This window comes from Pseudomonas sp. GM49, assembly GCF_000282355.1.
GTDB lineage: Bacteria > Pseudomonadota > Gammaproteobacteria > Pseudomonadales > Pseudomonadaceae > Aquipseudomonas.
Window position 1 is genome coordinate 12,354 of record NZ_AKJL01000307.1, and the last position, 14,366, is coordinate 26,719.

Consider the following 14,366-nt stretch of genomic DNA (forward strand, 5'->3'; position numbering starts at 1 on the left):
AGGACTGTTTTTATGTGTGGAATCGTAGGTCTTTACCTGAAAAACCCGCAGCTGGAATCCCGGCTCGGTCAGCTCTTCGAACCGATGCTACAGGCCATGACCGATCGTGGCCCGGACAGTGCCGGTTTCGCCATCTATGGCGATGAAGTGGCCGATGGCTGGGTCAAGCTGACCTTGCAGGCGACAACTGAAGCCTTCGACTGGAAAACCCTGATGGGCGAACTGGAAGGCCGTCTGGGCTGTTCGCTGGACTGGTTTCAGAACGCCAGCGCCGCCGTATTGAAGATCCATGCTGAAGAAACGCCAGTCCGTCTGGCCCTCGCCGATCTGGCCCCGAGCATCCGCATCATGAGCGCCGGGCAGAGCATCGAAATCCTCAAGGGCATGGGCTTGCCCCAGGAAATTTCCCAACGCTTCGGCCTGGCCAGCATGAAGGGCAGCCATATCATCGGCCACACCCGCATGGCCACCGAAAGCGCGGTGACCATGGAAGGCAGCCACCCGTTTTCCACTGGCGCCGACCTGTGTCTGGTGCATAACGGTTCGCTGTCCAATCACTTCCGCCTGCGTCAGGAACTCAAGCGCGAAGGCATCCATTTCGAAACCGACAACGACACGGAAGTGGCCGCCGGCTACCTGACCTGGCGCCTGCAACAAGGCGATTCGCTGAAAGAGGCGCTGGATCATTCGCTGGAGGACCTGGACGGCTTCTTCACTTTCGCCATTGGTACCCGCAATGGCTTTGCGGTGATCCGTGACCCGATTGCCTGCAAACCGGCGATTCTCGCCGAGACCGACGATTACGTTGCGATGGCCTCCGAATATCAGGCGCTGTCGAGCCTGCCGGGTATCGAACACGCCAGGATCTGGGAGCCGGCACCGGCCACCCTGTACATCTGGGAACGCGAGTCAGCTTAAGGAGCGCACACATGAAAACCATCGATCTTTCAACTGCCAGCGTGCGCGATCTCAATCAGGCGCTGCATGACCAGGTCAACAACGTAGAAGACCGCGAGTGGGTGGTGACCCATTCCAATGGCAAGCACAACCTCGCGGTTGGGGTGAACCAGGCCGTGTCCATCGATATCCAGGGGCACGCCGGCTACTACTGCGCGGGCATGAACCAGAAAGCGTGCATCACCGTGCATGGCAATGCCGGGGTCGGCGTCGCGGAAAACATGATGTCGGGCATGGTGCGGATCAAGGGCAGCGCGTCCCAGGCCGCCGGCGCCACCGCCCATGGCGGATTGTTGGTGATCGAAGGCGATGCCGGTGCCCGATGCGGCATTTCCATGAAGGGCATCGACATTGTGGTCGGTGGCAGTATCGGCCACATGAGTTGCTTCATGGGCCAGGCCGGACGACTTGTGGTGTGCGGCGATGCGGGCGATGCCCTGGGCGATTCGCTGTACGAAACCCACATCTATGTGCGGGGCACCGTCGCCTCCCTGGGCTCGGATTGCATCGAGAAAGAAATGCGCGCCGAACACCTGGAAGAGCTGCAAGTGCTGCTCAACCGCGCCGGTTTCGAGCACAAGGCGGCTGACTTCAAGCGCTACGGCTCGGCCCGTCAGCTGTACAACTTCAAAGTCGATAACGCGTCCGCGTACTGATCCACGCGAGGAGAACAGATATGAGCGAGAAGAACACTCCAGTGCTGCGCGAGTCCGCGACTTTCGACCGCCTGACCATCCAGGAAATCCAGCGTGCTGCCGAGACCGGCATCTACGACATTCGCGGCGGCGGCACCAAGCGTAAAGTGCCGCACTTCGACGACTTGCTGCTGCTCGGCGCCAGCGTTTCGCGCTACCCGCTGGAAGGCTATCGGGAGAAGTGCGGCACCGACGTAATCCTCGGCAATCGCTTCGCCAAGAAGCCGATCCACCTGAAGATTCCAGTGACCATCGCCGGTATGAGCTTCGGTGCATTGTCGGCCAATGCCAAGGAAGCACTGGGCCGCGGCGCCACCATTGCCGGCACCAGCACTACCACCGGCGACGGCGGTATGACCCCGGAGGAGCGCGGTCAGTCGCAGCATCTGGTCTATCAATATCTGCCGTCCCGTTACGGCATGAATCCGGACGATCTGCGCAAGGCTGACGCCATCGAAATCGTCCTGGGGCAGGGCGCCAAACCTGGCGGCGGCGGCATGTTGCTGGGCATGAAAGTCACCGAGCGGGTGGCCGGCATGCGCACCTTGCCTATCGGCGTCGACCAGCGCAGTGCCTGCCGTCACCCGGACTGGACCGGCCCGGATGACCTGGCCATCAAGATCGCCGAGATCCGCGAGATCACCGATTGGGAAAAGCCGATCTACGTAAAGATCGGGGCGAGCCGGCCTTACTATGACGTCAAACTGGCGGTGAAGGCCGGGGCCGATGTGATTGTGCTCGACGGCATGCAAGGCGGCACCGCGGCGACCCAGGAAGTGTTTATCGAACACGTGGGCATTCCGATTTTGCCGGCGATCCCGCAAGCGGTACAGGCTTTGCAAGAGATGGGCATGCATCGCAAGGTTCAGTTGATCGTTTCGGGGGGGATTCGCAACGGTGCCGACGTGGCCAAGGCCATGGCGTTGGGTGCCGATGCAGTGGCGATCGGCACGGCGGCGCTTATTGCGCTGGGCGACAACCACCCGCGACTGGATGAAGAACTGCACAAGATTGGTTCGGCGGCCGGTTTCTATGACGACTGGCAGAACGGCCGCGACCCGGCCGGTATCACCACCCAGGACCCGGAACTGTCTAGGCGTCTGGACCCGGTGGAAGGTGGTCGCCGTCTGGCCAACTACCTGCGGGTGCTGGTGCTGGAGGCGCAGACCATGGCGCGGGCTTGCGGCAAGTCGCACCTGCACAATCTGGATCCTGAAGACCTGGTGGCCTTGACTGTGGAGTCGGCCGCCATGGCACGGGTGCCGCTGGCAGGCACAAGCTGGATTCCGGGTTCGGGTTACTGAGGGCCGATTTACCCTCTGTGGCGAGGGAGCTCGCTCCCGCTCGAGTGCGCAGCACTCGCTGTTTTTTGGGGGCACGATGCGACCCAGCGCGAGCAAGCTCGCTCGCCACAGGTGTTTGGAAGGCCTGACCAATCGTGTCAGGTCATTCCTGTTCAAGAGGTCTCCTGAGAGATCCGCGTACGTTCACTTTTGCTCACTGCCAGACACTTTCTATTCTTTTGCAGGAGCTTTGAATATGGTCAATCGTCTTCTCGGCAAATCCTTACTTGGCGCGTCGGTCGTCGGCGCGTTTGTGCCGCTGGCGCAGGCGGCTGAAGCGCCAACCCTGAACACCGGCAGCACCGCGTGGATGGTGACGGCGGCGGTGCTGGTGTTGTTCATGTGTCTGCCGGGCCTCGCGTTGTTTTATGGCGGTCTGGTGCGGGCGAAAAACATGTTGTCGCTGTTCACCCAGTGCTTCGGTATCGCCGGACTGGTGGGCGTGTTGTGGGTGATCTACGGTTACAGCATGGTGGTTGACACCACCGGTATGGTTGAAGGGGAGGTGACCTTCAACAGTTTTGTCGGCGGGCTGAGTCGGGCCTTTCTCGCCGGAATGACCCCGGAAAGTCTTGTCGGCGAGATACCGGAAGGGGTGTTCGTAACCTTCCAGATGACGTTCGCCATCATCACCCCGGCGCTGATCGCCGGGGCGTTTGCCGAACGCATGAAGTTCTCGGCGGCGCTGCTGTTCATGGCACTGTGGTTCACCCTGGTGTACGCCCCGGTGGCTCATATGGTCTGGGGTGGTGCGGGTGCCTTGATGCATAACTGGGGCGTGCTCGATTTTGCCGGTGGCACCGCTGTGCACATCAATGCCGGAGTCGCTGCGCTCGCCGCCTGCCTGATCCTCGGCAAGCGCAAGGGCTACGAAAATACGCCGATGCCCGCCCACAACCTGAGCCTGACCATGGCCGGCGCGGCCATGCTTTGGGTTGGCTGGTTCGGTTTCAACATCGGTTCCGGCGGTGGCCTCAGCGGCACCTCCGGTATCGTCATGCTCAATACCCAACTGGGCGCCTGCGCCGGGATTCTCGGCTGGATGTTCACCGAGTGGTTCAAGGTGGGCAAGCCGAGTGCGCTGGGTCTGGCCAGTGGTGCCCTGGCCGGCCTGGTCGGGATTACCCCGGCCTGCGCCTACGTGGGCGTCGGTGGTGCATTGGCGATCGGTCTGTTGTGTGGCGTGTTCTGCTATCTGAGTGTCACTGTGCTCAAACGGCGTTTCGGTTACGACGACAGCCTTGATGTGTTTGGTCTGCACGGTATCGGCGGGATGATCGGTGCGGTTTTGACCGGCGTTTTTTGCGTACCGTCCCTGGGCGGTCTGGTAGACGGGGTGACCATGGGTGGCCAGGTGTTGGCCCAAATCAAGGGTGTGCTGTTGACGACGGTCTACTGCTTTGCCATCAGCTGGATCATTCTCAAAGTGGTCAATGCCCTGATCGGCTTGCGCGCCGATGAGTCGGTGGAGGAGATGGGCCTGGATCTGGCCGAGCACAATGAGCGTGCCTACAACCACTGATCGTTACTGTTGAACATTGTAGGAGCGAGCTTGCTCGCGATGGACTCAATAGCGCCGCGTATAGCCAGTAAGCACGCGTTATCGTTAACGACCATCGCGAGCAAGCTCGCTCCTACAGTTGGGCTCAGTTCAACGCCAGGTGACTGACCGACGACTGCTCGTGCGTCTGGGCAGCACGCTGTAGCTGGCTGGCGATCAGGGTGTTCTTCAGCAGATAGGCAATGGTCATCGGCCCGACACCACCGGGCACCGGTGTGATCGCGCTGGCCACGGTGCGTGCACTCTCGTAATCGACATCGCCGACCAAGCGGTTGCCCGATTCGCTGGCAATGCGATTGATGCCGACGTCGATCACCACCGCCCCGGGTTTGAGCCAACTGGCATCAATCAGCTGGGGGCGACCTACCGCAGCGACGACTATGTCCGCCAGCCTGCACAATGCTGGAGCATCGACGCTGCGCGAGTGCACCACGCTGACCGAGCAGTTGGCCTGCAACAGCAGCGTCGCCATCGGTTTGCCGACAATGTTCGAACGGCCGATGACGACCGCGTGCAAGCCACTCAGGTCACCGCAGGTTTCGTGCAGCAGACGCATGCAGCCGCTGGGGGTGCAGGGCGTCAGGACCTCGATGCCCTGGACCAGTCCACCGACGTTTTCCCGATGAAAGCCGTCCACGTCCTTGATCGGATCTATGGCATGAATCACTGCCGCCTCGTCGATATGGGCCGGTAATGGCAATTGCACCAGGATGCCGTTGACCGTGACGTCGGCATTCAGTTGCGCAATCCGTTCCAGCACATCGTTCTGGCTTACGTTTGCCGCCAGACGATACTCCAGGGAACGGATGCCGACCTCCTTGGCCCGCAGCAGTTTATTGCGCACATAAACCTCGCTGGCCGGGTCTTCACCGACAAGCAGCACGGCCAGGGCAGGGTAGATCTGTTGTCGCGCCAGGACCTGAATCTCTTCTCGAACCTCCTCAAGAACCTGGGCGGCGATGGCTTTGCCGTCGATTTCGCGGGCAAGTGCGGGGATGGTGCTGATCAAAAGAGTCACCGTTGTCTTGATTGTATGGGGACGATGCGATCATCGAGGCGCCGTTGCACCCCGATGACTCATCACAGACCTGCAGGCAAGGACGCTCAGGCTACCAGTTGATGGCAGCCGTATACCACCAGCACGCCCGCGATCAGCGTGGCATAGGGCAACCAGCCGGCGCGTTTCAGGCCGGCATCGGCTTGAACGTACAGGTCGTCGAGCATCGCTTGCGGGAAGCGCCCCTTGTCCTGTACGTAGTGACGGAAGCAGAACACTGGCAGGATCAGTAACGCCAGCAGTAGGCCCGTCACCAGCGTCCCCGCGCCCCAGATATCGGCGCCCAGTCCCATGCAGGCCAGGTTGACGAGACTCAGTACGCCGCCGGCCGCCAACAACAGGGTGGGAGCTTTGTATGGTCGTACCCAGTCGGGACGATCCAGGCGGTGGATCCAGCCGGCATTGAGGTTGAGGAAGTTGAAGATGATGTAGCTGACGTTGGACGCCGCGAGCACGAATACATAATCGGACATCAGCAACAGCAGCAGATTGAATGACAGATCTGTCCACATTGCCGCGGTGGGGGCGCCGTGTTCATTGGTGCGCCCCAGGTATTTTGGCAGCCAGCCGTCCACCGATGCCTGATACAGGGTGCGCGACGAACCGGACATGGAGGTCATGATCGCCAGCAAGGTGGCAAGGACTAGCATGATCAGCACGATATTTGCGACCACCTTGCCGCCGCCGATGCTGTCCGCCATGACCTGACCAACGCCCATGCCGCTGTAGATCGCTGGCGCTAACAGACCGCTGTAGACCGCAGGGGTGATGACTGCACCGCTGGCATCGAGCACGGCCGGTGTGACTAACTGACCAAGACCGAGACTGCCTTGAAACGCCAGGGGTACCAGGGTGAACACCAGAATGCACAGCAAGCCGGCATAGAAGATCGCCTTGAAGGTGTCGCGCTTGGGGTCCTTGAATTCCCGGGTGTAGCACACCGCCGTTTCGAATCCGTAGGTCGACCACGCAGCCATGAACAGCCCGCCGGCCATCAGCGACCAGCCGGACAGGTCCCATGGCCCGTCGATGACTTGCCCGGCCGCATCATGCGCGAGCGGGTACAACGGCAGGAAATTGGCCTGGGCCGCATCCCCGGTGAACAAAGGCACCACCCCCACCAGCAGCAATGGAATCAGTGACGTCACACCGAGCACCAGGGTCAGGCGTGCCGAGCGCAGGATGCCACCATGTTGCACGGCAAAGACCGTCAGCAGGATCAACAGGCCGATGGCGAATGTTGCGTTGATCCGCAGCGACAGGCCGCTCTTGATCCAGCCCAGATCGACCAAAGTCAATTGCCAGGTGTTGATCAGCGCGTCGGCGGGAAACAGCGCGGTGAGGATGTAACCGGCCGCCAGCCCTGAGCCAATGGACAAAACCGGGGACCAGGCCAGCCAGTTGCACCACACCGAGACCGGTGCGATCAGCTTGCTGTAGCGCACCCAGGCGACTGCACCGTAGACCGAGGCGCCACCGGATTTGTGTGGGAACAGCCCGGCGATTTCGGCATAGGTGAAGGCCTGGATGAAGCCGAACAGGATCGACACGATCCAGACGATCCAGGCCGGTTTGCCTACCGTTGCGGCAATCGCGCCGATAGAAAACAGCACCAGGGCGGGCACGCCACTGGCGACCCAGAACGCCCCGCGCCAATCGATCTTGCGGTGCAGGCTGCCCACTGAACTGGCGGCCTGCGGTACGGCCTCGAACGTAGTCGCTTCCATCTTGGTATTCCCATGTCTGAAAAAAGCAGGACCCTGTAGGAGCGAGCCTGCTCGCGATGGACATCCAGGCACCGCGGACAGTCAGGCAACCCGGTTATCGTTGACGTTCATCGCGAGCAGGCTCGCGCCTACAGGTGTGTATGGGCAGTTAAAAGGTTGATCAACTACGCACCCGGCTCTTGTCCGGGTCGTAGAAAATCGCTGCGGTGACCGTGGCGCTGATGCGCTTCTGCAGGCCATCGACTTTGCCGATCTCCAACGCTGTGCCGACGTCGGCGCAGGCCACGTCGACCCGGCACAGCGCGATATTGCTGGCCAGCAGCGGTGAGCGGCAGGCACTGGTGATGACCCCGACCTGAGCCCGGCCGTGGTACACCGGGTCACCGTGGTGGGCGCCTTCGTTACCGCTCAGTTGCAGGCCGACCAGCTTGTGGGCTGGATGGGCGCTGCGCCGTAGCAGGGCGTCGCGACCGATGAAGTCATCGGTTTTGCTTTTCAGCGGTACGCAAAAGCCGATACCGGCCTCGAACGGATCGGTCTGGTCGCTGAATTCGTAGCCGGCAAAAATCAGCCCGGCTTCGATGCGCAGCATGTCCAGCGCTTCCAGCCCCAACGGCACCAGGCCCAAGGGTTGGCCCAGTTGCCAGATCCGGTCCCAGACCCGCTCGGCATCCTCAGGCTGGCACCACACTTCGTAACCCAGTTCACCGGTGTAGCCGGTACGCGAGATCATCAGCGGGCAGCCGTCGTAACCGTCCAGGCGGCCTACAAGGAAGCGGAACCAGCCGAGGGTTTCCAGGCTCGGTTGGGTGGGGGGTGTCCAGACCATCTGCTTGAGCAGCTCGCGGCTCATCGGGCCTTGCACCGCCAGGTTATGGATCTGCTCGCTGGCGGATTTGATCCAGACCTTCATGCCGAGTTTTTGCGCCTGCTCGCGCAGCCACACCCCGGCGTAGTCTTCGCCGCAGATCCAGCGGAAATTGTCCGGACCCAGGCGCAGCAGGGTACCGTCGTCGAGCATGCCGCCGTGTTCGTGGCACATCGCCGAGTACACCACTTGGCCTACCGCCAGGCGCCGCACGTCGCGGGTCAGGCAGTACTGCAACAAGGCTTCGGCGTCGGGGCCGATGATTTCGAATTTGCGCAGGGCGGTCAGGTCCATCACCGCGACACGTTCGCGGCATCCAAGGTATTCCTCGATCGCGCCATAGCCGTCGTAACGCAGGGGTAGCCACCAGTTGCGATAGTCCGTGAAGCTGCCGGTCAAGCGGCTGGTGCGTGAGTGGAACGCTGACTCACGGGTAAGGATCGGGTCGGCATCGGCCGTGGTTCGAGTGCTCATGGCGATGGAAAAACGCTCCTTTTCGCTGTAGATGCGGACATGGATATCGGTCGGGTTCCAGCCATTGGCCGGGTCGATGTCATCCGGGCACGAAGTACTGCCGCACACCATGTCGGTCATGGCCCGCAGCAGCACGTAGTCGCCGGGACGCGACCAGGGTTCATCCAGGGTCATCTGCTGGTGCGCGTCGATCCCGGTATTGAAGAAAAAATTGATCGCCGGCCAGCCATTGCGAGCCTTGACCCCATGGGGCGCGAGCACTCGGCTGAGGTTGTCGCTGCAGTTGTTGTGCCTGAAGTAGCCATGGTTCTCGTAGTAGCGCGCGGCGCAGGCCAGGGCGAAGGAGTCGTGGCGGCCGACGGTGTCACGCACCACCTCCAGCATCGGCTGCATCTGCCGGTCGAAAAACTTTGAGAACAGTCCCGGTGCCGGGTAGGCGCTGCCGTTCAGGGTGCGGGTCACAGTCTGGTCCAGGTCCAGTTCCAGGCCGCGATCCAGTGCCCGTCGATCCAGCGCGACGAAGTCCGAGCACTGGCGACCGGCGACATCCAGCACCTGCACATACTGACCTTTTCCAACGGTGTAACTGTGGGCGGTGCCGGCGCCGATGGTGAATTCATCCAGCAGTTCAACCAGAGGCTCAGGCAGGTGAGGCAGCAACAGGGGCGAAGCATTGGCCCGAGTCACCAGCAGCCGCAGCTCGCTGGGCCGGTATTGCCGGTCAACGGCGGTCGGTCCGTCGGGTGCCGCGACGATCACCAGTAGCTCATCACTGGCGACAAAGCGGCGGCTGAAGTCGGCAGGGCTGTCCTCGTCCCAGAGTGAGGCGGCGCTGGGCAGTTGTCGTGGATCAATCGCGCGTCGGATCAGCGCCTGGCCAATGCGGCGCGACTGCCAGGTCGGTTCGGCGAGCCGTGCGCCGATGAACCCGCAGGCCGTCGAACCGCTCAGTGCCCAGGCCGCCAGGGTGCTGCGACCGAGCGTATCTATGGCCAGCAATTCGCAGGGTTGCCGGCCTTCGAGGTCGATCACTTGCAGGCTGTCGCCGGGCTGCAACACGACAAGGGTTAGGCCGCCGGCGGCCACCCGATAGCGTTCCAGGGCCGGGGCCCGGGCAAAGAGTCCGGGCTCCCGCGGACGGGAAACACGAGGTGCGTTCATGGTGGGCTCCCGGGTCAACCGATCGACTTGACGGACATCGGCGGTTCAGCGAGGTACGCCGCCATGGAGTCGTCAAGGGCATGCAGCCAGGGTGTGTGGTGGGGTGGCGACTGGGTGCCGGTCATCAGCGATCGGTAGGACTTGTCGCGGTAACCCATGATGTTGCGGGCCTTGTCGTGCTTCCAGTGCAGGAAGGTGTCGTTGACTGCAGCGATATCGAAGTTCGGGTAGTCGGTGGCGTCCACCAGTTGCTGGATATAGGCGCCCTGGTATTCGAACATCTGCTGGTTGGTTTCAAGCTGCTGTTCACGGGCATGCCATTCCTGACTATCGGCGGCCCTTTGTGTCTGGTCAGGTAGGGCGATGCGTTGCAGGATCACGTCGCGGGCGTACCAGGCCTGGGCGTCGAACATGTTGAACGAGTACCACTGGTCCTGCATGCCGAGGTAGATCAGTTGCGGGTTGGGCTCCCAGAAAATGCCCTTGTACAGGTTCATCGGCCATAGCCGGTTGTCGGTCTTGAGGCACAGCTCGTCCGGCAGGAAGGGGAAGTGATGTTTGTAGCCGGTGCAGAGGATCACCGCATCGATGTGCTTGTGGGTGCCGTCGATAAAGTACGCGCGGTTTTTTTCCAGGCGCTGCAACAGCGGTTTTTCTTCCCAGTTGGCGGGCCAGTCATAGCCCATGGGCGCGGTGCGGTAGCAGCTGGTGATGCTGCGGGCGCCGTACTTGTAGCACTGTGAACCGATGTCTTCGGCGGAATAGCTGCTGCCGACGATCAACAGATCCTTGCCCTTGAACTCCAGCGCCTCGCGGAAATCATGGGCGTGCAGGATGCGCCCGCCGAACTGCTCGAATCCTTGGAAGTACGGCATCTTCGGCGTCGAAAAGTGCCCGCAGGCGTTGATCACATAGTCGAACTGTTCCGAGGTCTGGGTATCGCTGCCGTGGTCGTGGGCGACCACCGTGAAGCGGCGAGTCTCTTGGTCAAAGGTGACCTGGCGCACCACATTGTTGAAACGGATGTAGTCGCGAACCCCGGCTTTTTCGACGCGGCCCTTGATGTAGTCCCAGAGCACTTCCCTTGGTGGATAGGAGCCGATGGGGCGACCAAAATGTTCTTCGAACGTGTAGTCGGCGAACTCCAGGCATTCCTTCGGGCCGTTCGACCACAGGTAGCGGTACATGCTGCCATGCACGGGTTCGCCGTTCTCGTCCAGGCCGGTGCGCCAGGTGTAATTCCACATGCCACCCCAGTCTTGCTGTTTTTCATAGCAGACCAGTTCCGGGATGGGCGTTCCCTGGTCCCTGGCCGATTGAAATGCCCGCAGTTGAGCCATGCCGCAAGGGCCGGCGCCGATGATTGCTACGCGTGTGGTCATGGTCGTTTCTCGTGGCTGTGTCTCGTGGCTGTGAATCGGAAAAAGGGCTCGCTCAGCGAAAGATCACCGTTTTGTCCTGGTTGATGAACACCCGGTGTTCCAGGTGGTATTTCAGGGCTTTGGAAAGCGCTACGGTTTCGGTGTCGCGGCCGATGGCGACCAGCGCATCGGGCAGGTAGGTGTGATCGACTCGCTGGATTTCCTGCTCGATGATCGGGCCTTCGTCGAGGTCCGAGGTGACGTAGTGGGCGGTGGCGCCGATCAGTTTCACACCGCGCTCATAAGCCTGGTGATAGGGCTTGGCCCCCTTGAAACCGGGCAGGAACGAGTGATGGATGTTGATGGCCCGGCCGGACAGCCGCTGGCACAGTCCGTCGGACAGAATCTGCATGTAGCGCGCGAGCACCACCAGATCGGTCTGAGTGTCCTCGACGATGCGCATCAACTCGGCTTCCTGGCTGGCCTTGCTGTCCTTGGTGATCGGCAGGTAGATGAAGCGGATGCCTTCGCGTTCGGCCATGGCTCGCAGGTCCAGGTGGTTGGAGACCACTGCGGTGATGTGCATGTCCATCTCGCCCTTGCGGTGGCGGTACAGCAGGTCGGTCAGGCAGTGGTCGAACTTGCTGACCATCAGCAGCACCCGGGTCGGCTGACTGCTGCAGAACAGTTGCCATTGCATGTCGAAGCCGCCGGCCAGGTCGCCCAGATCCTCGCGCAGGGCACCGATATCGCCGGTCACGCCGGTGTTGAAACGGAACACCGCGCGCATGAAAAACTGCCCGGTGAACTCGTCGTCGAATTGCGCCAGCTCGCTGATGTAGCACTGCTGTCCGGCCAGACAGGTGGTGATCGCGGCAACGATGCCGGACGCTGCCGGGCAATTGATCTTGAGAATGTAATGTTCGTTGGAAGTGTCCATCGAAGGTCCCTTGGATAAAGTGGTTGGAGGCTCAGCCCTTGGCCGTGCGCTTGGTTTTTTCCGGATCGTCGAAGGGCAGGGTGTGGGTCACGGCGGCGCTTTCCTGACTGCCGCGAACCTGCAGGGCAATGCCTGGGGCCGAGCAGGCGACGCTCATGCGGGCGATGGCCATCGAGCGTTTGCTCAAGCGCGAATACATGCCACAGGTGATCACTCCGACTTGCTGGTTGCCTTGCCACAGGGTGTCGCCGGCCTCCGCGGCGCGGACGCCTTCGAGCAATACGCCGGTGATCTTGAAGCGCTCCTGGCCGCGCAGGCGAAAGTGCTCTTCGGCGCCGCGGAATTCGCGCTTGTCCGGGGACACGGTGAAATCCAGGCCCATTTCCCACAGAGTGTCGCCAGCCTTCTGATCGGCGAAGGGGTACATCTGCGAGTTGTCGTAGGGGAAAAACATCAGCGAGCTTTCCACCCGCAACCAGTCCAGGGCGGTAAAGGCGCAAGGGATGATGCCCAGGCCCGCGCCCTGTTCGAGGATCGTGTCCCACAGCGCCGGGGCATCGGCGGCCTTGCAGAAAATCTCGTAGCCGCGCTCGCCGGTGTAACCGGTGCGAGAGATCATCACCGGACGGTCGAACAGGCGGGTTTGCAGGTGATGGAAGTAAGGCAGCTGACGGATCCCGGGGACGTGCTCGGCGAGAAAGTCCACCGCCAGCGGCCCTTGCAGCGACAGGTCGTGCAGGTCGTCGTCGAACAGCACCGCCACCTGGCGACCCTGAGATGAACGCACCAGCATTTCGTGGCCACTGCCTGCACCATGGACCACCATGAAGGCGTTGGGGCCGGTGCGGTAGACGATGCAGTCATCGACGAACTTGCCGTCCTCGTCGAGCATCGAGGCGTACACCGACTTGCCGGGGTAAAGCTTGGCGATGTCGCGGGTGGTCGCCCATTGCAGCAGGCTCTCGGCGTGGGGGCCGACATAGTGGACTTTTTTCAGTCCGGACACGTCCATCAGACCGGCCCGGGTGCGGATCGCCTGATGGTGGTCGGCCAGATCGCTGCTGTAGGTCCAGGCAGTGCCCATGCCGTTCCAGTCTTCGAGGTTCGAGCCGAGTGCACGGTGCCGTTCGGCCAGTGCAGAAATACGCCATGAATGCGCCATGTGAAGATCCTTGTCGGTGAAAGGGGGTCAGGGTTCAGGCTTGCGGGTCGAAGCGGCTGAGCCACTCGACCAGGGTTTGTCGGTAGCGGCTCATGCCCTTGTAGTCGGCGATCGGCTCGGGCAGGTCGCGGAGCACACGGTGCAGTCGGCAGCCCCAGCCGGGCTGGGTGACCAGCTCCTGCATGCTGATCAGGTAGGTGCGGATGCTGAACATCACCGCGTTGCTGCGCGACAGACGGGCCATCACTTGCAACTCGACCCGCAGGTGAACCTGTTGCCCGACGTTCTCGGCGGTGATGCGACCGCGGTCGGCGCCCCATTCATGGAAAGTCTCGGGGGAGGAGTCCAGGCGCGGGTTGATGGTCAGCGTCCAGTTCAGACGCCGCACCGGCTGCCCCACTTGCAGGTTGAGCAGGTATTTCAGCGCGCGGTCGAAGATGCCCATTTGGTGGGCCATGGGCACTGGCGAATGCCACTGTTTGAAACTCATGCCGGCGTCGAAGGCCAGGGACCAGTCGGCCGGGCTGGTGACCAGGCCGGCATCCATGTACAGATCGCCGTCGCGTTGATCGAGCAGGGCGAAATCCCCCTGCACCTGTCGGCCAATGAACTCCAGCGGTTCGCAAGGCAGGGTCGCGGCATCACCGAACACAAAGCGCTGATCGATATCCAGCAGGGTGTTTCGCCAATGCCAGTGATCACCGTCACGCACCAGCGAGAACCACTGCGGATAATCCGCGGCCAGGTGCTCCATGAGCATCTGCAGCGCATCCCAGGCCGCCACTTGCATGTGCGGCAGCACCAGGAAGCGGCGCGGATCCTTGTCCAGCACCAGGGCGCGTTCGGCCATTTCCGAGCGGTAGTGTTCGTCGATGTCGAACCCGTGCTGGTAAATCGAGCCGGGATCCCGGGAAGTTGCCGGTTCGATGTTCACCGAATACAGGTAGCTGTCCTCGGTGAAGGGGAAGGGAAAACGACTGATGGCGGCGGGGCTGTTGCGAAAGCTGAAATCGTCTCGATAGCTCTGCACGGGGCTTGATTGAATGGTCATGGTCGACTC

The 14,366-nt window shown here is 61.8% G+C and carries 11 protein-coding genes; 4 read left to right on the top strand and 7 right to left on the bottom strand.

Annotation, left to right across the window (positions count from 1 at the left end):
• Positions 1–12 precede the first annotated feature (12 nt).
• The 4 genes from PMI29_RS02380 (at position 13) to PMI29_RS02365 (ending at position 4,517) form a co-directional block, all read left to right on the top strand.
• Positions 13–918, top strand: coding sequence for a class II glutamine amidotransferase (locus PMI29_RS02380; RefSeq protein ID WP_008003702.1), 906 nt, complete (start codon positions 13–15; stop codon positions 916–918).
• Between the two features lie 11 nt (positions 919–929).
• Positions 930–1,613 (top strand): protein glxC, encoded by a 684-nt coding sequence (locus tag PMI29_RS02375; protein ID WP_008003703.1) that lies wholly within the window; start codon positions 930–932, stop codon positions 1,611–1,613.
• Positions 1,614–1,633: 20 nt separating this feature from the next.
• Complete coding sequence (locus tag PMI29_RS02370; protein WP_008003704.1) at positions 1,634–2,956, top strand: FMN-binding glutamate synthase family protein; 1,323 nt, start codon at positions 1,634–1,636, stop codon at positions 2,954–2,956.
• 235 nt (positions 2,957–3,191) lie between these two features.
• Positions 3,192–4,517 carry an ammonium transporter gene (locus PMI29_RS02365; protein WP_008003705.1) on the top strand — a complete coding sequence of 442 codons (1,326 nt, stop codon included), beginning with the start codon at positions 3,192–3,194 and terminating at the stop codon, positions 4,515–4,517.
• 124 nt (positions 4,518–4,641) lie between these two features.
• Here the strand turns inward: PMI29_RS02365 and folD are convergent, their stop codons facing one another.
• The 7 genes from folD to PMI29_RS02330 form a co-directional block, all read right to left on the bottom strand.
• Positions 4,642–5,565, bottom strand: coding sequence for a bifunctional methylenetetrahydrofolate dehydrogenase/methenyltetrahydrofolate cyclohydrolase FolD (folD, locus tag PMI29_RS02360; protein WP_050548099.1), 924 nt, complete (start codon positions 5,563–5,565; stop codon positions 4,642–4,644).
• A 95-nt stretch (positions 5,566–5,660) separates the two neighbouring features.
• Positions 5,661–7,340: an APC family permease gene (locus tag PMI29_RS02355; protein ID WP_008003707.1), complete on the bottom strand. Its 1,680-nt coding sequence runs from the start codon at positions 7,338–7,340 to the stop codon at positions 5,661–5,663.
• A gap of 160 nt (positions 7,341–7,500) precedes the next feature.
• Positions 7,501–9,843: a DUF1989 domain-containing protein gene (locus PMI29_RS02350; protein WP_008003708.1), complete on the bottom strand. Its 2,343-nt coding sequence runs from the start codon at positions 9,841–9,843 to the stop codon at positions 7,501–7,503.
• A 14-nt stretch (positions 9,844–9,857) separates the two neighbouring features.
• A complete protein-coding gene (locus tag PMI29_RS02345) occupies positions 9,858–11,225 on the bottom strand; it encodes an NAD(P)-binding domain-containing protein (protein WP_008003709.1) in 1,368 nt (455 codons plus the stop codon).
• A 52-nt stretch (positions 11,226–11,277) separates the two neighbouring features.
• Positions 11,278–12,144, bottom strand: coding sequence for a formyltetrahydrofolate deformylase (gene purU, locus PMI29_RS02340; RefSeq protein ID WP_008003710.1), 867 nt, complete (start codon positions 12,142–12,144; stop codon positions 11,278–11,280).
• A gap of 31 nt (positions 12,145–12,175) precedes the next feature.
• Entirely contained in the window at positions 12,176–13,306 is a 1,131-nt protein-coding gene (locus tag PMI29_RS02335) for an aminomethyltransferase family protein (protein ID WP_008003711.1), read from the bottom strand.
• Positions 13,307–13,340: 34 nt separating this feature from the next.
• Entirely contained in the window at positions 13,341–14,357 is a 1,017-nt protein-coding gene (locus tag PMI29_RS02330) for a heme-dependent oxidative N-demethylase family protein (protein ID WP_008003712.1), read from the bottom strand.
• Positions 14,358–14,366 lie beyond the last annotated feature (9 nt).

Bases quoted from the DNA above. Each gene is read 5' to 3' on its own strand.
- PMI29_RS02380 (WP_008003702.1), top strand. From the start codon at position 13: ATGTGTGGAATCGTAGGTCTTTACCTGAAAAACCCGCAGCTGGAATCC.
- PMI29_RS02375 (WP_008003703.1), top strand. From the start codon at position 930: ATGAAAACCATCGATCTTTCAACTGCCAGCGTGCGCGATCTCAATCAG.
- PMI29_RS02370 (WP_008003704.1), top strand. From the start codon at position 1,634: ATGAGCGAGAAGAACACTCCAGTGCTGCGCGAGTCCGCGACTTTCGAC.
- PMI29_RS02365 (WP_008003705.1), top strand. From the start codon at position 3,192: ATGGTCAATCGTCTTCTCGGCAAATCCTTACTTGGCGCGTCGGTCGTC.
- PMI29_RS02355 (WP_008003707.1), bottom strand. From the start codon at position 7,340: ATGGAAGCGACTACGTTCGAGGCCGTACCGCAGGCCGCCAGTTCAGTG.
- PMI29_RS02350 (WP_008003708.1), bottom strand. From the start codon at position 9,843: ATGAACGCACCTCGTGTTTCCCGTCCGCGGGAGCCCGGACTCTTTGCC.
- PMI29_RS02345 (WP_008003709.1), bottom strand. From the start codon at position 11,225: ATGACCACACGCGTAGCAATCATCGGCGCCGGCCCTTGCGGCATGGCT.
- purU (WP_008003710.1), bottom strand. From the start codon at position 12,144: ATGGACACTTCCAACGAACATTACATTCTCAAGATCAATTGCCCGGCA.
- PMI29_RS02335 (WP_008003711.1), bottom strand. From the start codon at position 13,306: ATGGCGCATTCATGGCGTATTTCTGCACTGGCCGAACGGCACCGTGCA.
- PMI29_RS02330 (WP_008003712.1), bottom strand. From the start codon at position 14,357: ATGACCATTCAATCAAGCCCCGTGCAGAGCTATCGAGACGATTTCAGC.